At 65.5% G+C, this 20,537-nt stretch carries 20 protein-coding genes; 11 read left to right on the plus strand and 9 right to left on the minus strand.

All coding sequences use genetic code 11. From position 1 onward, the window contains the following. Window position 1: 1 nt before the first annotated feature. From DK874_RS09195 to DK874_RS09210, 4 genes are read right to left on the minus strand one after another with little or no spacing between them, the layout of a single operon-like run. On the minus strand, window positions 2-859 hold the full coding sequence (locus DK874_RS09195; RefSeq protein ID WP_114313729.1) for an LptA/OstA family protein: 858 nt from the start codon (window positions 857-859) through the stop codon (window positions 2-4). Then, window positions 856-1,407 carry a hypothetical protein gene (locus DK874_RS09200; RefSeq protein ID WP_162798769.1) on the minus strand — a complete coding sequence of 184 codons (552 nt, stop codon included), beginning with the start codon at window positions 1,405-1,407 and terminating at the stop codon, window positions 856-858. Before DK874_RS09200 ends, DK874_RS09195 begins: the two co-directional genes overlap by 4 nt. Before the next feature lie 54 nt (window positions 1,408-1,461). Next, on the minus strand, window positions 1,462-2,484 hold the full coding sequence (locus DK874_RS09205) for a lipid II:glycine glycyltransferase FemX (protein ID WP_114313730.1): 1,023 nt from the start codon (window positions 2,482-2,484) through the stop codon (window positions 1,462-1,464). 3 nt (window positions 2,485-2,487) lie between these two features. Beyond that, on the minus strand, window positions 2,488-3,237 hold the full coding sequence (locus DK874_RS09210) for a response regulator (protein WP_114313731.1): 750 nt from the start codon (window positions 3,235-3,237) through the stop codon (window positions 2,488-2,490). A 51-nt stretch (window positions 3,238-3,288) separates the two neighbouring features. Here DK874_RS09210 and pheA point away from each other — a divergent pair, with 51 nt between their 5' ends. Then, window positions 3,289-4,110, plus strand: a complete 822-nt coding sequence (gene pheA / locus DK874_RS09215) for a prephenate dehydratase (protein ID WP_162798770.1) — start codon at window positions 3,289-3,291, stop codon at window positions 4,108-4,110. On the opposite strand, the gene DK874_RS09220 is transcribed toward pheA, so the two are convergent. Next, a complete protein-coding gene (locus DK874_RS09220; protein ID WP_114313733.1) occupies window positions 4,107-4,739 on the minus strand; it encodes a CBS and ACT domain-containing protein in 633 nt (210 codons plus the stop codon). The two genes, pheA and DK874_RS09220, sit on opposite strands and share 4 nt — an antisense overlap. A gap of 82 nt (window positions 4,740-4,821) precedes the next feature. Further along, a complete protein-coding gene (locus tag DK874_RS09225; RefSeq protein ID WP_114313734.1) occupies window positions 4,822-5,256 on the minus strand; it encodes a hypothetical protein in 435 nt (144 codons plus the stop codon). Window positions 5,257-5,353: 97 nt separating this feature from the next. On the opposite strand from DK874_RS09225, the gene DK874_RS09230 reads away from it, so the two are divergent. From DK874_RS09230 to DK874_RS09260, 7 genes are all read left to right on the plus strand, one after another. Then, complete coding sequence (locus DK874_RS09230; protein WP_114313735.1) at window positions 5,354-5,845, plus strand: OmpH family outer membrane protein; 492 nt, start codon at window positions 5,354-5,356, stop codon at window positions 5,843-5,845. Between the two features lie 78 nt (window positions 5,846-5,923). Beyond that, window positions 5,924-8,524, plus strand: a complete 2,601-nt coding sequence (locus tag DK874_RS09235) for a DNA translocase FtsK (protein WP_114313736.1) — start codon at window positions 5,924-5,926, stop codon at window positions 8,522-8,524. 22 nt (window positions 8,525-8,546) lie between these two features. Then, a complete protein-coding gene (gene speD, locus DK874_RS09240) occupies window positions 8,547-8,948 on the plus strand; it encodes an S-adenosylmethionine decarboxylase (protein ID WP_114313752.1) in 402 nt (133 codons plus the stop codon). Window positions 8,949-8,950: 2 nt separating this feature from the next. Further along, window positions 8,951-9,895 carry a polyamine aminopropyltransferase gene (gene speE / locus DK874_RS09245; protein WP_114313737.1) on the plus strand — a complete coding sequence of 315 codons (945 nt, stop codon included), beginning with the start codon at window positions 8,951-8,953 and terminating at the stop codon, window positions 9,893-9,895. A 55-nt stretch (window positions 9,896-9,950) separates the two neighbouring features. Further along, entirely contained in the window at window positions 9,951-10,586 is a 636-nt protein-coding gene (locus DK874_RS09250; protein WP_114313738.1) for a DsbA family protein, read from the plus strand. A 72-nt stretch (window positions 10,587-10,658) separates the two neighbouring features. After that, entirely contained in the window at window positions 10,659-12,194 is a 1,536-nt protein-coding gene (locus DK874_RS09255; RefSeq protein WP_114313739.1) for a cation:proton antiporter domain-containing protein, read from the plus strand. Next, window positions 12,181-12,915, plus strand: coding sequence for a YebC/PmpR family DNA-binding transcriptional regulator (locus DK874_RS09260; protein WP_114313740.1), 735 nt, complete (start codon window positions 12,181-12,183; stop codon window positions 12,913-12,915). Before DK874_RS09255 ends, DK874_RS09260 begins: the two co-directional genes overlap by 14 nt. Before the next feature lie 91 nt (window positions 12,916-13,006). On the opposite strand, the gene secA is transcribed toward DK874_RS09260, so the two are convergent. Continuing rightward, window positions 13,007-16,003: a preprotein translocase subunit SecA gene (gene secA, locus DK874_RS09265; protein ID WP_114313741.1), complete on the minus strand. Its 2,997-nt coding sequence runs from the start codon at window positions 16,001-16,003 to the stop codon at window positions 13,007-13,009. A gap of 38 nt (window positions 16,004-16,041) precedes the next feature. Continuing rightward, on the minus strand, window positions 16,042-17,013 hold the full coding sequence (gene tsaD / locus DK874_RS09270) for a tRNA (adenosine(37)-N6)-threonylcarbamoyltransferase complex transferase subunit TsaD (RefSeq protein WP_114313742.1): 972 nt from the start codon (window positions 17,011-17,013) through the stop codon (window positions 16,042-16,044). 187 nt (window positions 17,014-17,200) lie between these two features. Between tsaD and DK874_RS09275 the strand changes: the two genes are divergently transcribed. The 3 genes from DK874_RS09275 to DK874_RS09285 are packed head-to-tail and all read left to right on the plus strand — an operon-like array spanning window position 17,201 to window position 19,180. After that, window positions 17,201-18,532: a vWA domain-containing protein gene (locus DK874_RS09275; protein WP_114313743.1), complete on the plus strand. Its 1,332-nt coding sequence runs from the start codon at window positions 17,201-17,203 to the stop codon at window positions 18,530-18,532. Window positions 18,533-18,539: 7 nt separating this feature from the next. After that, on the plus strand, window positions 18,540-18,965 hold the full coding sequence (locus tag DK874_RS09280; RefSeq protein ID WP_114313744.1) for a DUF1999 family protein: 426 nt from the start codon (window positions 18,540-18,542) through the stop codon (window positions 18,963-18,965). Between the two features lie 5 nt (window positions 18,966-18,970). After that, on the plus strand, window positions 18,971-19,180 hold the full coding sequence (locus tag DK874_RS09285; protein WP_114313745.1) for a heavy-metal-associated domain-containing protein: 210 nt from the start codon (window positions 18,971-18,973) through the stop codon (window positions 19,178-19,180). A gap of 2 nt (window positions 19,181-19,182) precedes the next feature. Here DK874_RS09285 and DK874_RS09290 read toward each other — a convergent pair whose 3' ends face one another. Continuing rightward, on the minus strand, window positions 19,183-20,403 hold the full coding sequence (locus tag DK874_RS09290; protein WP_114313746.1) for a hypothetical protein: 1,221 nt from the start codon (window positions 20,401-20,403) through the stop codon (window positions 19,183-19,185). Window positions 20,404-20,537: the final 134 nt, after the last annotated feature.

Raw genomic sequence — 20,537 nt, forward strand, 5'->3', positions numbered from 1 at the left:
TCTACCTCTCCGAGAGCTTGCGGAACTCCTCCACCGGGAGGCGGAAGGCCTTGCCGTACACCCGCACCTGGTGGCGGTTTACATTGTGCTGGAGCGTGTTCCCTGAAAGCTTAAAACCCTCTTTCCTGTTTTCGCTCACCGCTGGCTTACCCAAGACGATGGCCTCCCCGGTGGTGTCGTCGTAGTAGAGGCTATCCCCCGTGGTGACCAGATCCCCGTCCTGTAGCCGCACCCCCCCGGTGGCGATGAGCCTCTTGGGTCCGGTGAGGCTTCGCACCTCCTTGGCCCGGATCACCAGGTCCCCATCCCTGCGCTTGCGGACGAGGACCACCTCCTTGGGGTCGGTGAACACCGCCAGGCCCTTTTCCTCCTCGTAATAGACGAAACCCGCCCGGCCCTCCTGGTTGCCGCTTCGGAGAAGGGCGTTTTCGCTGGTGGAGGTGTCCGTATCCACCTGGAAGGTCATGCGGCTGGCCTCCACCTCCACCGGGTCCTCTCCTGGTTTGGGCTCTTGCCGCATGCGGGCCGGGCCCAAAAGCTCCCCCTCCCCGGTTCGCTCCCGGTAGACCAGGACCGGCCCCCTGGCCTCCACCCGGCCCCGGCGCACCACCACCCCGCCCTCAAAGCGGGCCTCCCGCTCCCCTTCCGCCTCCTGCATGGTCTTGCCCTTGGGGGCAGTGAGGGTGGCCTTGGGGGAACGGATCTCCAGGTCCTTCACCCGGCCCCTCACCTCCCCCTCAAAGGTCCAGGGCCCATAGCGCAGGTCACCGGAAAGCCTTCCCCCCTCCACCTGGATGACCCGCACCCCGGAAGCCGCCAAAGCCAAACCCAAAAGGAACGTCCAAAGCCACGGTCTCATGAGCTACCTCCCTCCACGGTACAAGGTCCAAACGTGCCTCCGGCCGGAAACTCAAACCGCGGGCTTTCCGCCTCCATGCGCTCCAGGCCGAAATCCGAACGAAAGCCCTGGGCCTCTCCCCTGAGGTTAGGGGCCTCAATCCGCACCCAGGGGGCAAAAAACCCCTCCTTCTGCCGGATGAGGACCTCGCCCCTCTCGGGGCGGGAAAGCTCGAGGCGGAAGCATCCTTTCAGGATCTCCACCCGGGCGTAGGGCGCCCGCAGGTTGTCCCCCGGTTCCACGGCCACCTCGGGGGCAAAAAGGCGCAGGTCCAGCCGGTCCTCCACGTACCGTTCGCCCTTAAGCCCGCCCTGGATGCGGAAGACCCCTCCCTCCTCCACCATCTCCTGGGCCGAAAACCGCCACTCCACCCCCTCCTCCTCGGGGAACAGGTAAAACTCCACCCCCTTAAGGCGCACGCCTTCCGTGGGCAAGGGCCTAGGCGGAGGCCGGAGGGACCAAAAGAGTAGGCCGAGGATGGCAAGGAGGAGAAGGAGGAGCCGCACCACCTTCCCACCTTACCCAAGGCCCCTTGAGAAAGATGACAGGAGGGAAAAGCGGGTTCAACCCAGGACATCCCGCGGATTCCCCCGCACCCGCAGGTTCACCCAGGTTTTGCGCAGGCGCAGGAAGGCCTTAAGGGGACGGTAAAGGGGGGAAAGGGGCAAGGTGTAGGCGGGAAACTGGACACGCCGGCCCCCAAACCCCTCCTTGAAGCGCCATATCCCCTCCGCATGGCTTCCCTCTGGGGTTCTGGGCACGCCCCAAAGGTCGTAAATGCAGTAGCCACGGCCCATGGCGTGGCGGATGGCCGCCAGGTGCATGCCCATGGGGGCCTTGGCCTCAGGGTGGGCGCGGCTGCTTCCCCCATAGAGGTAATCCACCTTGCCGGCAAAGGCCACGAAAAGCCCCGCCGCCAAGGCCTCCCCGTCCTTGCGGGCCAGGGCCAAGAAGGCCTCCCCGTAGGGCTGGTTCATCTCCCTTAGAACGGCACGATAGTAGGCCTCCGCATGTTGCAAAAGCTTGGCCCGACGGTTGGTTTCCTCAAAGAGGCGGAAGAACTCGGGGAAGGCCTCCTCCCCCTCCACGCCAAGCTCCGTGCGCTTTAGGGCCAGGCGAGCGTTGCGGCGGTGCATCTCCTTCATCCCCTTGAGGAGGGCCTCCTCCCCCTGGCTGAGGTCCAACCACAGGGAATAGGCGGGCTGGACGGCTTCCTCGAGGAGGAGGCCCGGAAAGCTGGGGGGCGTTTCCTCCGCGGGCAGTCCTGCCTCGGGCTCGAGGACCAGGTGGGTGGCCCGCACCCCCTGGGCCAGGGCCCTGGCCACCCGGGGCAGGTCCTCGAGGCGGGAAAGGGCCGGGCCCCTGGGCGCATAGGCCAGGCGCAGCCCCCCAGGCAGGGGGCGCAGCAACACCTGGGCTACCCCCACAAGCCCTTCCTTTCCGTACACCGCAAGCCGCCTGGGCACCCAGCCGGAAAGCCGCTTCACCTCGCCCCAGCCCCAGGACTGCAAGGCGCTGGTGATGGGAAAGCCGGAAACCAGCCGGTTCCAGGCCTCGGGATCGGGGATCTCTACCAGGTCCCACACCCCCTAAGCGTACAGGGCCTGGGCCAGTTCTTCCAAAAGACCGTTGCCCTCCAGGGGAAGCCGCTTCTCCTTCAGGTAGGCCTCCAGGTGGGAAGCCAGGCGGGGGTCCTGCACCCGGGCCGCCCGCTCCCTTAAGGGCAGCAAAGGCCAGCCGAAGGCCAGGTGGCCAAGGATATCATAGAGATCGTATTCACCGGGAAGGATGCGCCGCAAAAGGGCCTCGGTCCAACCCTTAGCCAGGAGGTTCTTAAGAAGGGCCCGGCGGCCTGACGCCTTGAGCCAGAGGGACTTAAAGCGCTCCTCCTTGGGCAAATCCCGGGATAGGTGTGCCCCCACCTCCTCGAGGCTGGCCACCCGCTCCCCCCCGGGAAGCACGTATCCCTGCCGGCTCAGGAGGCCTTCCACAGCCTCCCTAAGGCGGCGGCCTGAGATGGGTTTCTCCAGGAAAAGATCGGCTCCTAAGGCCCGGCTTGGCCCCTCCAGCTCCTTTCCGCCCCCGGTGAACATGATCACCGGTACCTTGGCCAAGCGCCGCACCGCCCGGATACGCCCAAGAAGGGTGAGGCCATCCATATCCGGCATCATGATGTCCAAAAGGATCAGGTCCGGGGTTTCCCTGCGCAGGTATTCCAGGGCAGCCTTGGCCGAATCCGCCAGCGCCACCTGGTGGCCTGCCCCGGAAAGCAGGAGTTCCAAAAGGTGCCGGATGCGGGGGTCATCGTCCACCACAAGAAGCCGCGCCACAAAGGCCATGCTAAGGGAGATGGCTTTCTTGCGTCTACGGGAAGGAGTACCATGGGGGGCATGAGGATCGCCTTCCAGGGCACGGAGGGAGCCTACAGCGAGGAAGCCCTGCTCAAGAGTTTCCCGGAATCCACCCCCCTTGGCTTTCCCACCTTCCACCAGGTCTTTGAGGCGGTGGAGGCTGGGGAGGCGGACTACGGGGTGGTGCCTGTGGAAAACACCACCGCAGGCAGCATCAACCAAACCTACGACCTTCTTTTGGAAAGCGACCTCCACGTGGTGGGGGAGATCATCCACCGGGTGGAGCACTGCCTTCTTGCCCCTAAGGGTACAGAGCTTAAAGACCTGAAGGCCGTAAAGAGCCACCCCCAGGCCCTGGCCCAATGCGACGGCTTCCTGGCCCGCATGCGCCTGACCCCCATTCCCGTATACGACACCGCCGGGGCAGCCCGGGCCTTAGCGGAACATCCCGAACCGGGCGTGGGGGCCATCGCCAGCCGGCGGGCCGCGGAGCTCTATGGCCTTCAGGTCCTGGCGGAAAACATCGAGGACTATCCCCACAACTACACCCGCTTCTTCATCATCGGGCGGGAGGAGGCCAAGAGGGGGGAAGGCCCCCACAAGACCAGCATCGTGTTTGCGGTGCGCCACAGGCCGGGAGGGCTTTTGGAAGCCCTGGCGGTCTTCGCCGAGGCTGGGGTGAACCTCACCAAACTGGAATCCCGGCCTAGGCGGGATAAGCCCTTCAGCTACCTTTTCTACCTGGACCTCGAGGGCCACCTCGAGGATCCCGGTCCCGCCCAGGCCCTTCTGGGGCTCCTCAGGCGGGCCGCTTTCCTAAAGGTGCTGGGATCCTACCCCGCCTACCGCAACGGCGCCTAACCGGGGCGTACGTCCACCACCCGCTCCCCAGCGGCCTTTAGCCGGTCGGGAACCCCCTCCACATCCTCCCCCACCACCCTCAGGACCAGGCGCTGGTACCCATTCAAGTGGGCGGCGGTGGCGATGGAGACGATGTTGGCCGGGGGGACCGCCCGGGCCATCTGGGCCAGGGCCCCGGGCACGTCGGGGATGTCCACGGTGATGCGCAAACCCCCCATCTTAAGCCCCAACACCTCAATGAAGGCCCTGAGGACATCGGTCACCGTGATGATGCCCACCAGCTTCCCCCCTTCCATCACCGGAAGACCGCCGATCTTCTTCTCCTCCAGCAAAAGGGCCGCCTTTTCCAAAGGCTCATTGGCCTCCACCGTAATGACGGGCTTGGCCATCACCTCCTGCACGGTGAGCTTGGAGAGGAGGTAGTTCATCTCCCAGACGGAAAGGGTGGTGGCCTTGGAGGGCATGGCTTCCTTGAGGTCCTTGTCGGTGACCAGGCCGAGGAGCTTACCATCCTTCACCACCGGCAGGCGCCGGAAGCCCTTATTTTTCAAAAGGTTGATGGCTTCCAGCACCGGGGTATCCGGGGCCACGGTGAGGGGGTCCTTGGTCATCCAGTCCCTGACCAGCATGGCTTCACCTCCGGCTTCCAGTCTACCCTGGGGCCAAAAGAAAAATGTCCCCGCCCGAAGCCGAGCGGGAAGGGAGGTCCCTCTAGCGCAGGTTAGCCCCTATGACCGTACGGCCAAACCAGCCTCCGCCAAAGGCGTAAAAGTACTCCCCGTCCAGGAAGATCCCCGTGCGGGCATCCAGGAGGAACTCCACCCCAAGGGAGAGGTGAAGCCCCACCTGGCCCGGGCCGGCAAAGTGGCCGGCGAGCCCCCCGCCAAAGTACGGGCGTATACCCCGAAGGTCCCGGTCCAGCTGGCCCAGGTCCGGCTTGAAGAGAACCTCCCCCGCCAAAAGGAAGCTGGGCCCCGTGGGGAAGAGGTCCGCGAACCCGCGGAAGGCCAGGTTGCGCTCCAAGGGCGCCTCCAAGCCCAACCCCAGCCCGGCCGGGGGCAGGGAAAGGCGGAAGGAGACCGCCCGCTGGGCAAAAGCCCCGGTGCCTAAGGCCAGCACCGCCAAAACCAAGACGATCCTGCGCATAACCCACCTCCTTCCGGCATGCTACCCTTCCTTGCGGCCAAGGGAAAGAGAGGCTTCTCTCACGCACCCTTCACCCTAAGGCCTTAGGCTTTCCCCTATGAAGCGGCTTTCCCTAGCAGCCCTCCTCCTGGCCTTCGGCGCCCTTCTCACCCCCATGCTGGCCCAGAACCGAAACGTGGCCACCCGGGTGGGATTCGTGGACGCCGATGCCCTGGTGCAGGCCCACCCCGACTACAAGAAGGTCCAGGACCTCCAGGCCCAGGCCCGCAAGGAGCTGGCTCCTTTGGAGGAAAAGCTTAAGCCCCTGGACCAAAAAGTCCGTTCGGGCCAGGCCACGGCCAAGGAGCGCCAGGACTACGAGGCCCTCCTCAAGACCTACCAGGACACCCTTAAGAAGTGGCAGGACCGTCAGAACCCTGTACTTAAGCCCATCTTAGAGGAGGTGGACCAGGCTATCGCCAAGGTGGCCAAGGCCCAGGGTTTCGCCGTGGTCATGAGCCGCCAGGTGGCGGCCCAGTCGGGGCTGGTGGTCTACGCCGCCGAGGACACGGATCTGACCGAAGCGGTGAAAAAGGAACTGAAGCGCTAGCCTGAGCCCTGGCCCTCGGGGGACCTCCCCCCGGGGTCTTTCTTTTACCCCGCCCGCCCGGAGGTTATAATCCTTCCGATGGCGAAGCGGAAGCCGGCCAAGCCCAGCCGCAACCGCGACCTCGAGGCCCTGGGTATGTTGGCCTTGGGAGCGGGGGTCTTTTTCGCCGCTCCCCTTTTACCCCTACCCACGGGGGCCTTCGGCTCCTTCCTCCGGGAAACCTTCTACCAGATGCTGGGCCTACCCGCCTACCTCCTACCGCCAAGCCTCCTTCTCCTGGGAACCTTCCTCTTCAGGAACAAACCCTTAAAACCCCTTCTTCGCCACCTCCTTTTCCTCTACCTCCTGGCCTTTGCCCTCCTTCCCCTCCTGGGACCCCTTTCGGGGCAGCTGGGGAAGGAGGCCCGGTCCCTTCTGGAAGCCAAGGCCGGGGCCTTGGGCCTCCTCCTTCCCCCTATCCTGGCCTCCCTGGTCCTGGACCTCTGGCGGCGAAAGCCTCCCCTTCACCTTCTCCTCACCGTCCTGCACCTGGGAGTGGAGGGGGTGCGACGGGTCCGCTACCGGCTGAAGGCCCTTCTCCTTAAGCAAAGGATCGGCCTCCTCGCCCGCCTTTACCCTGAGCACACCGCCCTAAAGGCCCTGGCGCAGAACCTCTCCCCCGCCGAGCTTCCAGGGGTGGAAAAGGCGTTAGGGGACTTCCTTAAGGAACGGGCCGCCGAGCTGAGGCGGCAGATGGAGGAGGACCAAAGGCCCCTGGAACCCCGGCTCCAATCCCTTCTCCAGGGCCTGAAGGCCCCCGTGCCCGGGGAGGGTCCCTTGCGGGATGCCCTCGAGGAGAGGCGGGCCGCCCTCCACCTGGAGGCCCAGGCCCTCCTCGCCCGCCTGAAGGCCCTCCACTCCATCCCCACCCCCGGGGCCACCGTGGGGGGACTGGTGCGGGGGCTAAGGCTTAGGGAGGAGCGCAAAGCCCGGTGGGAGGAACTTACTGGCCTGGTCCAGGACCTGGAGGCCCGCCACGAGGAGCTTGCCTCCTGGCTCTCCTTCCTCTCCCGCCATCCCGAGGCCCAGGTGGAGGGGCTAAGGGCCTTGCTCACCGGCAACCCCCCGCCCGTCCCCTCCTCCCCACCCCCTGCCCCCCAACCGGAACCCTTTGACCTGGACCTGGTCTTTCCCGACCCCTCCCCGCCCCAAACTCCACCGGACCCGCCTTCGCCGCCCCGCCCCCTTCCCCCAAGCACCGCCTTGGCCCTTCCCACCCCGGACCTCCTGGACCCCCCGGAGCCCAAGGGAACGGCGCGGGGTTTGGAAGAGGAGGTGGAAAGGCTCAAGCGCACCATCGCCGACACCCTCAAGCACTTTGGGGTCCAGGCGGAGGTGGTGGGCTACGCCCGCGGGCCCTCGGTGATCCGCTACGAGCTTCTACCTGCCCCTGGGGAAAAGATAAGCCGCATCCAAAGCCTGCAAAACGACCTGGCCCGGGCCCTGGCGGCAGGGGCGGTGCGCATAGAAGCCCCCATTCCGGGAAAGAACACCGTGGGCCTGGAGGTACCCAACCCCAAAAGGGAACTGGTGCGCTTCTCTGAGGCGGTCCTCTCCCCGGCCTTCCACAACGCCAAGGCCCTTCTGCCCCTGGTCCTGGGCAAGAGCATCGAGGGGGAGTTCTGGGTGCGGGACCTAGCGCGAATGCCCCACCTGCTCATCGCCGGCTCCACCGGCAGTGGCAAAAGCGTGGCCATCAATGTCCTCATCGCCAGCCTCCTCTTTAAGCACCTCCCCACCTCCTTGCGCCTTCTCCTCATCGACCCCAAGATGGTGGAGCTTACCCCCTACGAGGGCATCCCCCACCTGGTGCGCCCCGTGGTCACCAGCCCCGAGGAGGCCGCCTTGGTCCTCCAAGGAGCCGTGGCCCACATGGAACGGCGCTACCGCCTGCTAAGCGGGGTGGGGGCCCGGAACCTGGAACAGTACAACGCCAAGATGGAAAAGGAGGGCGGGGAAACCCTTCCCTATTTGGTCATCGTGGTGGACGAGCTGGCCGACCTGATGATGACCGCCCCCAAGGAGGTGGAGTCGGCCATCCTGCGCCTGGCCCAGATGGCCCGGGCTACAGGGATGCACTTAATCCTCGCCACCCAGCGCCCCAGCGTGGACATCCTTACCTCCCTCATCAAGGTGAACATCCCCGCCCGCCTGGCCTTTGCCGTGTCCAGCGGCTTTGACTCCCGCACCATCCTGGACACCCAGGGGGCGGAAAAGCTCATCGGCCAGGGGGATGCCCTCTTCCACCAGCCCGGGCTGCCTAAGCCCGTGCGCCTGCAGGTGCCCTACCTCTCCGAGGAGGAAGTGGGGCGCCTGGCGGGTTTCCTAAGGGGGCAAAGCTTTGAGGACCGCTTCGCCGAAGCCTACGGCCAGGACTTTGAACCCCCTAGGGGGCCGGAAGGGAGCGGCCCGGGCGAGGTGGACTTCTCCGATCCCTTGCTCAAGAAGGCGGCGGAGATCGTGGTAGAGGAAGGCTATGGCTCGGTAAGCCGCCTGCAGCGCCGGCTTTCCATCGGCCACGCCCGGGCCGGGAAGCTGATGGATGCCCTCGAGGCCATGGGGATCGTGGGCCCCTCCAAGGGTTCCAAGCCCCGGGAGGTCCTCGTTAGCAAAGAGCAGCTTAGGGACTTCTTCGGCTAAGGATGTGCTATCATGGCCCTTTGTGGAAGCGGTGCCGGGCGGGCGCTGGGTGGCGGAGATCTACGGTTGCGACCTGGATGTCTTGGAAAACCCCAAGATGGTGGAGGCCGCCCTCTTGGATGCGGTGATGCGCTTGGGGGCACCTAGGGATGCGGCCCAGTCGGTGGTGTACAAGTTTCATCCCCAGGGTCTTTCCGCCGCGGTGGTCAGCCCGGTGGCGGCGGTGATGATCCACACCTGGCCCGAGGATAACGCCTCCGCCACCTTGGACCTCTACTTCTACCGGGATGGGGTGAACCCGGAGGAGGTCTTGAAGGGGCTTTCCCGGGCCTTCGGGGCCAAGGAGGAATCGGCCTTCCGGTACTGGCGGGGAACGGAACACGCCATCAAGCGCCGGGCCTTTGGCGGCCAGCAAGGAGGATAGCTATGGACTACGGCATGTACTTCTTTGAGCACATCACCCCTTTTGAGACCATGGTGCGGCGCATGGAGCGGGTGATCGCCTCCGGCCGCACCAAGTACCAGGACTACTTTCTTTTTGAAACCCAGGGTTTTGGCAAGGTGTTGGTCCTGGACAAGGACGTGCAGAGCACGGAAAGGGACGAGTACGTCTACCACGAAACCCTGGTCCATCCGGCCATGCTCTCCCACCCCGAGCCCAAGGCCGTGCTCATCGTGGGAGGCGGGGAAGGGGCCACCTTGCGGGAGGTGCTCAAGCACCCCACCGTGGAACGGGCGGTGATGGTGGACATCGATGGGGAGCTGGTGGAGGTGGCCAAGCGCCACATGCCTGAATGGCACCAGGGGGCCTTCGAGGACCCCCGGGCGGTCCTGATCATCGACGACGCCCGGGCTTACCTGGAAAGAACCCAGGATACGTACGATGTGGTCATCATCGACCTCACGGACCCCGTGGGGGAGGACAACCCTGCCAGGCTCCTCTACACCGTGGAGTTTTACCGGCTGGTGAAGGCCCACCTGAACCCGGGCGGGATCATGGGCATGCAGGCAGGCATGATCATGCTCACCCACCACCGGATCCACCCGGTGATCCACCGCACGGTGCGGGAGGCCTTCCGCTATGTGCGCAGCTACAAGAACCACATCCCCGGCTTCTTCCTGAACTTCGGCTTCCTGTTGGCCTCGGATGCCTTTGACCCCGCCGCCTTCTCCGAAGGGGTGATCCAGGCCCGCATCCGTGAGCGGAACCTTGCTCTTCGCCACCTTTCCGCCCCTTACCTGGAGGCCATGTTCGTCCTACCCAAGGACATCCAGGAGGCCATGGATAAGGAAACCCTGGTATCCACTGACCAGAACCCCTTCTACGTGACCCCGGAAGGGGAGGCCCGGCAGGCCCCCTACCGGGGCTAGGCGGTCCTGCGAGGCCCTCTAGGGCTTCTCATCCGGGACGTGATAGAGTAAGCCCATGCAACGCGTTATCGTTCTCGTGGTGGTGGCCTTGGCCCTCGTGGGCCTGGGCTGGATCCTTTGGGGTCCCAAGGGGAAGGCCGGCCTAGACCCTGCCCAGGGCGCCCGCTTTGCCTTGGGCGACCCCAACGCCCCGGTGGTGGTGGTGGACTTTTCCAACTACCTCTGCTCCCACTGCCAAAACCATGCCCTAAACGTCCTCCCCCGGATTAAGGCCGAGTACGTGGATACCGGCAAGGTGCGCTACCTCTTCCGCGACTTTCCCTTCCCCGGCCAAGCCAACGTGATCCGGGCCAGCGAGGCCGCCGCCTGCGCCGCCGACCAAGGGCGTTACTACGAGTACCATGAGATCCTTTTCCGCGCCGCCTCCAGCTGGGGCAACCTGCAAGGGACCGTGCTGGACCGCTATCTGGTGGACCTGGCGGGGCAGATGGGCCTGGAGGAAAACGCCTTTGCCCAGTGCTTGGCTTCCGGAAAGCACCGCCAGGGGGTCTTGGCCGACCAGAAACTGGCCACGGACCTGGGCCTCACCGGCACCCCCACCTTTTTCATCGCCGGGGAGAAGCGCACCGGCTTCCTGAGTTACGAGGAGTGGAAAAACCTCTTGGATAAAGCCCTGGCGGAAAAGAAGTGAGGGGAAAGGCATAGGGGTCCAGGGGGGTTGCCCCCTGGGCCTCTTTCTTCTCCATCTGTTACCCTGGAACCCATGGAGGCCCTTTGGGTGGCTGCCGCCTTCGCCCTGGGCTTGCTGACGAGCCGCCTGGGGCTTCCCCCCTTGGTGGGGTATTTGGGGGCCGGCTTTGCCCTTCACGGGCTAGGCCTGAGGGAGACGGAGTTTTTGCACCATGCAGCGGAGATCGGCGTGCTCCTGCTGCTTTTCACCGTGGGATTAAAGCTCCGCTTCCAGGACCTGTTGGAGCCTCGAGTCCTGGTGGCCGGTGGGCTCCACCTCTTGCTCTTCTCCCTCCTGGCCCTTCCCTTCTTGGCAAACCTTCCCCTGGCCCTAGCCCTGGCCTTTTCCAGCACCGTGCTGGTGGTGAAGGTCCTCGAGGACAAAAAGGAGCTCACCACCTACCACGGCCGCCTCAGCGTGGGCATCCTGGTCCTGCAGGACCTGGTGGCCGTGGGCCTCATCACCCTCTATGGGGAAAACCGGATCAGCCCCTGGGCCGGCCTGATCCTCCTCCTGCCCCTAGGGCGGTTTGCCATGACCTGGCTCCTGGAGAAAAGCGGCCACGACGAGCTCTTGGTGCTCTTCGGTCTGGGCCTGGCCCTCCTTGGGGGGGAGGGCTTCCGCCAGGTGGGCCTGTCCCCGGAACTGGGAGCCCTGATCATGGGCATCCTTCTCTCCGGCCATGAAAAGGGAGGGGAGATGGCCAAGGCCCTTTGGAGCCTGAAGGAGGCCTTTCTTGTGGCCTTCTTCCTGGATATAGGGCTTAGGGAGGGACTAAGGGACGTGGAGGTGGGGCTGGTCCTGACCCTCCTCCTCCTCACCCTGGTCAAATCCCCTCTTTTTTTCGGCCTTTTTCTCCTCCTGGGGCTTCGGGCCCGCACCGCCTTCGTAAGCGGGATGTACCTGGGCAACTACTCGGAGTTTGCCCTCATCGTGGGGGTAGTCCTGGAGCGGGCGGGCCTCTTGCCCCAAAGCCTCTCCACCCTGGCCCTAGGGGTGGCGCTATCCATGGCCCTTTCCGCTCCCCTGGCCCGGTACAGCCACAGCCTTTACAAGCGCCTCGAGGCCCGCCTCCTCCCCCTGGAGCGAAAGGTGGCCCACCCCGACCAGGAACCCGAGCGCCTGGAAGGGGCCACGGTGCTCATCGTGGGCATGGGCCGCACCGGAGGGGCCGTCTACCGCATCCTGGAGGCCAGGGGGGAACGCCCCGTGGGCCTGGACGCCGACCCCGAAAAGGTGGCCCACCACCAGGCCAAGGGGCGGAAGGTCTTCTACGGGGATGCGGAGGACCCCGAGCTTTGGGAACGCCTGGACCTAAGCGGCCTTAGGGCCGTGGTCCTCGCCCTGCCCGACCTGGAGGCCAAACTGTTGGCCGCCCGTTGGCTGAAAGAGCGGGGCTTCAAGGGCATCCTGGCCGCCACCAGCTTCCACCTGGAGGAAGACCCGGCCCTGGAGGCCGCCGGCGTCACCCTCCTCTTCCACCCCTTCCGCGAGGCAGGCGAGCGCCTGGCGGAAAAGGTCCTGGAGAAGCTGGCTATAATGGGTGAGGTGAGCCATGGCCGGTCATAGCAAGTGGGCACAGATCAAGCGCAAAAAAGCCGCCAACGACCTCAAGCGCGGCAAGATCATCTCCAAGCACCTAAGGGCCATCCAGGCAGCCGCCCGCGCCGGGGGAAGCCCCTACCCCGAGGCCAACGTCCAGCTGCGAAACGCCATTGAGGCGGCCCGGGCCGACGATGTCCCCATGGAAAACATTGAGCGCCTCCTGCAGAAGCTTCAAGGCGGGGGCGACGGGGCCGAGCAGTACGAGGAGATCGTCTACGAAGGCTACGCCCCAGGCGGCGTGGCCCTTTTGGTCTACGCCCTCACCGACAACCGAAACCGCACCGCCGGCGAGGTGCGCCACGTCTTCAACAAGTACGGGGGTTCCCTGGGGGCTTCGGGAAGCGTGGCCTGGCAGTTTGAGCGCAGAGGGGTGATCGTCTGCCCAAACTCCGAGGCCGCCCAGGAGGCGGCCATTGAGCTTGGGGCCTTGGACCTGGAGGAGGAAGGGGAAAGCCTCACGGTCTACACCGACCCCAGCGACACCTACCGCATCGCTGAGGAGCTTAAGGGGCGGGGTATCCCTGTGGAGGCGGTGGAGGTGGTGCAACACCCGCAGAACACCGTGGCCTTACCCCCGGAGGAAGCCTTGAAGGTGATGCGCCTGGTGGAAGCCCTGGAGGACCTGGACGACGTGCAGCACGTCTACACCAACCTGGACCCTGCTAGCCTCCAGGTGGAGGCCTAATACCACCCCACCTTGGCTCTCGCCAAGGTGGGGCCCCAATCCCCTTGGGCCAGGTTCGGGAACGCCCAGGGAAAACCTGGGGCAAAGGAGGCTACTCCTTCTTGCGCTTCTTCTCCTCCCGCATCAGCCGCCTTCGCTCAGCCCGGGAAAGCCCGGGCTGGGGAGGCGGGGTGGCAGGGCGCTTCTTCTCCACGCCAAAGGGCCTGGCCTCCTCCTTAGGCGCCGGAACCGGCACGTAGGGGGCCTCCCGCACCGGGCGCACGGGCTCCATCTCCACCTTGAGCCGGAAGAGGAACTTGGCCACCTCCCCCTTGATGAAGCCCACCATGTCGTTGAAAAGCCGGGTGGCCTCGATCTTGTACTCCTGGAAGGGGTCCTTCTGCCCGTACCCCCGTAGGAAGATACCCTGCCGGAGCACATCCAGGTTGTGCAGGTGCTCTTTCCAGGCGGAGTCCACCACGTTGAGGATCACGAAGCGCTCCACCGCCCGCATGAGGGGTGGGGAAAGCTCCTGCTCCCTGGCCTCGTAGGCCTTTAGGGCCGCCTCCACCAGGCGCTCCACGCCCTCTTCCGGCTTTAGGGTGCGAAGCTCCTCAAAGGGGAAGTCCGCAATCTGGGGCACGGTGTCCAGGAGGGTGGCCTTGAGGGCCTCGAGGTCCCAGTCCTCCGGGTGCACCTGGGGGTTGAGGACGTTTTCCGCTATCCCCGCCACCGTCTCCTCCACCATGCCCAAAGCGGCCTCCTTCACCTCCTCGTCCTTCCCCAGAAGGATCAGGCGGCGCTGGGCGTAGATCACCTCCCGCTGGCGGGCCATCACGTCGTCAAACTGCAAAAGCTGCTTGCGGACGGCGAAGTTCCGGTCCTCCACCCGCTTCTGGGCCCGCTCAATGGAACGGGTCACCATGGGGTGTTCTATGGGCTCGGAGTCGTCAAAGCCCATGCGGTCCAGCATGGCGATGACCCGGTCCGAGGCGAAGAGGCGCATGAGGTCGTCGTCAAAGCTCACATAGAAGCGGCTTCCCCCCGGGTCCCCCTGGCGCCCGGCGCGGCCCCGGAGCTGGTTGTCGATGCGGCGGGACTCGTGCCGCTCCGTGCCCAGGATGAAAAGCCCTCCCAACTCTCGCACCCTCTCCTCGTCCGCCTTGCACTCTTCCCGGATCTGGCGGATCCTTTCCTGGATCTCGGGCTTGATCCCCAGCTCCTGGGCCAAAGCCCGGGCCTCCTCCTCCTGGCCCGCCACCATCTTCTTGATGAAGAGCTCCACCTTCCACTCGTAGCGGTCAAAGCCCTCCTTCTCCAGAAGGGCCGCCGCCAGGTACTCGGGGTTCCCGCCCAGCTTGATGTCCGTACCCCGGCCTGCCATGTTGGTGGCGATGGTGACCGTCTTGCTCCGGCCCGCCTGGGCTACGATCTCCGCCTCCTTGGCGTGGTGCTTGGCGTTGAGCACCTGGTGGGGGATACCTTGGCGCAACACGGCCAGGGTGTGCACCGCCCGCTTCAGACCTTCCCAAGCAGCCCTCAGGTTGCCTTTGGCGGGGATGAGCTCTTCAAAAGGGGCCAGGTCCTCATCCTTGAGCTGGGTGGGTTTTTCCAAGAGCTTCCTCAGGCGCTCCCACGCCTCCCCTTGCTGCTTCTGGCTGGCCTTCTTAAAGAGCTCCAGGCGCATCTCCAGCCGGGGCAGATAGAGGCGGGGTTCCTTTAGCATCTGGGAAAGCCTTTCCGACTTCTCGATGCTGATGGTGCCCACCAGGACGGGCTGGCCCCTTTCGTACTTCTCAGCGATCTCCTCCACCACCGCATAGAACTTGCCCTTTTCCGTGCGGTAGACCACGTCGGGGTAGTCCTTGCGGATCATGGGGCGGTTGGTGGGCACCACCACCACGTCCATGCCGTAGATCTCCTGGAACTCCTTCTCCTCGGTCTTGGCGGTACCGGTCATGCCCGCCCGCTTCTCGTAGAGGCGGAAGAAGTTCTGGTAGGTGATGGTGGCCAGGGTCTGGTTCTCCCGCTCAATCTTGACCCCCTCCTTGGCCTCGATGGCCTGGTGGAGGCCCTCCCCGTAGCGGCGCCCCGGCATGAGCCGGCCCGTGAACTCGTCCACGATGATGACCTGGCCGTCTTGGACGATGTAGTCCCGGTCCCGGTGGTAGAGCTCCTTGGCCCGGATGGCCTGGATCAGCATGTGGGCCAGCTCCATGTTCTCCGGGCTGAAAAGCCCTTCCACCCCCAGGAGCTTTTCCGCCTTGGCGATGCCCTGGAGGGTGAGGTGCACGGAGCGGTTCTTCTCCTCAATGGTGTAGTCCCCCGTGGGCTCCTTGCGCACCCCGGGCTCGGCGGGCAGGCCCCTTTCCAGCTTCTTGGCGATCTCCGCCATCTTGTAGTAGAGGTCGGTGGCCTTCTCCGCCGGGCCGGAGATGATGAGGGGGGTGCGGGCCTCGTCGATGAGGATGGAGTCCACCTCGTCGATGATGGCGTAGTGCAAGGGGGTGTCGTGGCGCAGGACCAGCTGGTCCGGGGCTATCGCCATGTTGTCCCGAAGGTAGTCAAAGCCCAGCTCGGAGTTGGTCACGTAGGTGACATCCGCCAGGTACGCCTTGCGGCGCTCCTCCAGGGTGGAGCTGTGCTGGATCACCCCCACCCTGAGGCCCAGGCCCCGGTACACGGGCCCCATCCACTCGGCGTCGCGCCGGGCCAGGTAGTCGTTCACCGTGACCACGTGGATACCCCTACCCCTTAGGGCGTTCAAGGCCACGGCCAGGGTGGCCACCAGGGTCTTCCCCTCCCCGGTCTTCATCTCGGCGATCTTGCCCTCGTGGAGGACCGCCCCACCGATGAGCTGCACGTCAAAGTGGCGCATGCCCAAATAGCGCTTGGCGGATTCCCGGGTCAGGGCGAAGGCCATGGGAAGAAGCTCCTCCAGGCTTGCCCCCTTTTCGTGTTTCTCCCTGAGTTCCCCATAGGCCGCAGCCAGGTCAGGGATCCTCTCCACCTCCGGCTCCAGCCGGTTGGTGGGCTCTACCACTTGCTTGTAGTAGCGGGCGATCTCCCGTTCGTTGTTGTCAAAAAGCTTCCGTATGAGGCCCAGCATCCTAAGGCCGATTGTACCCCTATTGGATGAGAAAGCCTTCAGGCCTCTTCCAAGGGCCAGTAGGCGGTGGCCCCCAAGGATAAGGGGCTAGGAGAAAAACCCGCTTGGTGGCGCCGCCAGGCGGCCAAGGCCACCATGGCCCCGTTGTCCTGGGAAAGCCCCTTGGGGGGGAAGTGGACGGTGAGCCCCGCCTCCTGGAAGCGGGCCTGCAGGGCGCGGTTGGCCGCCACCCCCCCCGCCACCAGGAGCACCCGGTGGCCGGTGTCCTTGGCGGCCCGGAGGACCACCTGGGCCAGATGTTCCACCGCCGCCTCCTGGAAGCCCTTGGCCAAGGCCGGGGCGGGATACCCGGCCTCCACCAGCTGCACCGCCTTGGTCTTAAGACCGGAGAAGCTGAAGTCATAGCCCTTCTGCTCCCGTAGGGGCACGGGGAAGGGCACCTTCTCCTTGGCCTCCTGGGCCAGGCATTCGATCTCCGGCCCCCCGGGAAAGCCAAGCCCGAGAAGCCTCGCCACCTTGTCAAAGGCCTCTCCGGCGGCGTCGTCCCGGGTGGCCCCCAGGAGGCGGTAGCGGCCCAAAGCCTGCACCTCAAAGAGGTGGGTGTGCCCGCCGGAGGCCACCAGGGCCAGGAAAGGGGGGTCTAGGCCCTCGGGCCAGGCGGCGGCGATGTGGGCCTCGAGGTGGTGGATGGCGTAGAAGGGTCTCCCCAAGGCCCAGGCGAACCCTTTGGCGAAGGTGTACCCCACCAATAGGGCTCCGATGAGCCCAGGGCCACGGGTGGCGGCGATCAGGGAAAGGTCCTTGGGGGCAATCCCCGCCTGGGCCAAGGCCTCCTTCACCAGGATGGGAAGGGCCTTGAGGTGCTCGCGGCTTGCCAGCTCGGGCACCACCCCGCCGAAGACCTGGTGCAGGGCCACCTGCCCCGCCACCAGGTTCACCACCACCACCCCGTCCCGTACCAAGCCCACCCCGGTGTCGTCGCAGGAGGTGTCTATGCCCAGAATCCACATGGCCCCTCCTTCAAAGCCCTACTCCCCTCCGGGAGCTTGAGCCTAGTCTCTAGGCAGGTCCAGGTTGGCTCCCTTGCGGAGACCTGCCTTACTGGGACATCCAGGAGGTCCCTTGGGTAACCCCTCGGAAACCCCCCTGCCCTCCCTACCCTAGCAGACGCCAAGGAGCCCGGCTAGGCTAAGGGCAATGCTCTGGCTCCTCCTTCCGGTCCTCCTCCTGGTCTACCTCCTCTACCGGGCGAGGAGGCCAAAGGCGCGCCCCTGGGCTGGGGTGTGGCTTTGGCAAAAGGGGAGGGAAAGCCGCTTCCGCCCCCGGCTGGACCTGAGGCTTCTTCTCCTGCTGCTGGCGGCGGCCCTCATGGTCCTGGCCCTCGAGGACCCTCCCCTGGGGCCTTCCCCCATGGTCTATGTGGTGGACGCCTCCGCCAGCATGGCCGCCCGGGAAGGGGCCAAGACCCGGCTGGACCTGGCCAAGGAAAGGCTCCTCCCCCTTCTGGAAAGGACCCCGGAAGCGGTGCTGGTGCGGGCGGGGGAACAACCTAAGGCCTTTGGCCCCGCCCCCGGCATCGCCCTAAGGGGAAGGCTTTTGGAGCTGGAGGCCAAGGACCGGGAAGCCCGCCTGGAGGAGGCCATCGCCCTGGGAAGAAGGCTCCTAAAGGCCCCGGTGGTGGTGGCCAGCGACGCCCCCCCGCCCCCCGGGGTGGAGGGGTATATCGGCGTGGGGACCCCCCAGGAGAACCTGGGGATGGTGGCCGTGGCCCCGGGGTTTTTGGCCCTGGGGAACAGCGCCACCCGCCCCCTCACCGCCCGGGTGGAGGTGGAAGGCGGGGTGCGGGAGGTGCCGGTCCCACCCCGGGGCTTTGCCCGGCTGGAGAACCTACCCCCCACCTTTGCCGCCCGCCTCCTGAACGGGGGTGCCCTGGACCTGGACGACCAGGCGGCCTTTGGCCTCAAGCGGCTTGGGGTGGCCTACCCCAAGGCACCCGCCCTGGAAAGGCTCTTCCTCCTCTTGGGAACGGCCCCAGGGAACGAGGTAAGGGTGGGCATAGGGGTGCCGGAAAACCTCCCCGACAGGCCCACCCTCTACCTGGCCCCCCAAGGAGGAAGCCCCGTGCGGGTTCTGGCCACCACCCCCCACCCCCTCCTGGAGGGCGTGGCCCTCTTAGGGGAACGCCTCCCTCCTCCCCCACCCCCCAAAGGGCCCTGGAGGCCCTTGGCCGAGGGGGAAGGGGGAGTGGGGCTCATCTTTCTGGTGGAAAAGGGGCTTTACCTGCCTCCTTTGGAGAGCATCCAGAACCGCCCCTTTTTCCCCCTTCTGGTCTACAACTTCCTCAAACCCTACCGGGAGGTGCATAGCGGGCTTCTCTCCCCTGGAGAAACCCTTCTCCCCACCCCGGGGGAAAGCTTCCTCCCCAAAGGCAAAGGAGGAGGAGGCCGGTTCCTGGCCCTCCTGGCCGCCTTGGTGCTCCTTCTGGAAGCCCTCCTTTTCCGCCCCAGGCCGAAGGCCCAGGAGGCATAATGGGTCCATGCGCTTCCGTCCCTTCAGCGAGCTGGACCTGGACCTCCTAAACCGGGTAGCGGGAAACCGGCCCTTGAGCCTGGGCGCAGCGCGCTTTTTCGCCCGCACCGGCCACTCCTTCCTGGCCGAGGAAGGGGAGGAGCCCATGGGCTTCGCCCTGGCCCAGGCCCTTTGGCAAGGGGAGGCCACCACGGTCCTCATAAGCCGGATAGAGGGTGAGGACCAGGCCACCCTGGAAGGCCTCCTGGCCGCCGTGGTGAAAAGCGCCTACGACGCCGGGGTCTACCAGGTGGCCCTACACCTGGACCCCAAACGGGAGGACCTTCAGGCGGCCTTAGGGGCTCAGGGATTCTCCATCGGGCCTTTGATCCTGGCGGTGAGGGTCCTGGGAAGCCGCGGGCAGCGGGGCGAAACCCGGGGCGTCCTAGAATAGGGAGCATGAACCGAGTTCTCATCGGCATCCGGGGGGAGCCCACCCCTGAGGGCATGGAGCGGATCCTTGTGGCCTTAAAGGGCCTTCCAGGCACCTCCCAGGTCCAGGCCACCGGCCCCGCCCAAATCCTGGTGGAGTACGACCCCCAGGTCCTCACAGTAATGGACCTCCTCCGCACCATCCGGGAACAGGGCTTCCTGGCGGGGATGCTCTGAGGCTACTTCCTGGGAAACTCCCCTTTCGGACCAGGGGAAGGTCCGGCGGTATCCCCCTTCTCCCCCTTCGCCTCCTGCCCAGAAGCCCCACTTGGGGGTTTGCCCTCCTTGCTGCCTGCGCCTTCCCCTTGGTCACCCGCCTCGTTCCGAAGGGGCCCTTCTGGAGGCGCAGGCTCTCCAGGAGGGCCCTCGGCGTCTATTCCCCTGTCCTTAGCCTGGGGCACTAAGGCCTCCTCCAGGCGTTGGGAAAACCCCTGGAATAGCCTTTCGCTGAAGCCCAACAACACCCCTAGGCCATAGACGGAAGGCGCTTGCAAAAGGTCGGCAACCCCATCCCCCAGGACCCGCAGCGTCACCCCCAGCTTCACCACCAACACCCCCAGAAGGGCGATAAGCCCGCCCAGGAGGGGGGAGAGGAAAAGGGGCACCCAGTAAGCCCCATAGTCCGTGGGTAGCCTGTCCGTCACCACCACCCGGATGAGCCGGGAGAGCAACCCGCCCCCAAGGCCGGTCAGGAAGAGGAAAAGCGGCTGGACAGAAGATCCGCCCCCCTGGTCCTCATCCATAGGCCACAGGTAGAGGATCCCCAACGCCAAAACCAGCCCCAGCCAGAAGAGGTAGGTGGCCTTGTTGTGCAGGGTGAGGAGCTGGGCGTACCTGGAATCGCGGGCATCGTACAGATCCGCCAAGAAGTCCTGCAGTAGGGCCTTTCTCCCCTTTGCGCCTCCTTCCCCCGGTTCCTTCAATGCCGATTCCAGGTGTCTTCTCCAGTTACCGGCTTTTCCCTTGGGAAACTCCTCAAGCTCTCCCAGCCCCCGCTTCAGCCGGGCCTGCACCTGGAGGTCGCATAGACACCTCACCGCCCGGCGCTCTGCCCCGTGGATCAAGCGCCAGGCGGCCATCTCCCGCTGACCGTTCCAAAACAGGAAGTAGGGGAAAAGGAAAAGGAGCGTAACGAGGGGGTACTTGCACACCCTCAGCGCCCGCTCAGCCTCCTGCAGAAGCTCCTCCACCCCATCTGCGTCCTTCGCATCCGGCGGTTCCTCCTTCTCCCCCTTTTCCCCGGGAGCTGGCCTGCACGCCGGCCCAAGCACCCCCCGCAGGCGGGTTACCTCCGCCTGGGCTAGGTTCCAGGAAGGCGCTGCGGTACCAAGGGCCTTGGCCAGGTGGAAGAGAAGGGCAAGAAGCCCCAGGAGCAGGACCGTGTTCCCCAAGCCTTCCACCCCTTACCTCCTCCCATCCCCAGGCCCCGGGCGGGGGGGCCCCCGCCCGGGGGAGAGCCTAGGGTGAGACCACGATGGTTTTGTATACACCCACCGCCACAAAGAGGCCGTTCCCGTGGGTGACGCCATGGAGC

It is taken from the genome of Thermus caldifontis (assembly GCF_003336745.1).
Lineage (GTDB): Bacteria > Deinococcota > Deinococci > Deinococcales > Thermaceae > Thermus > Thermus caldifontis.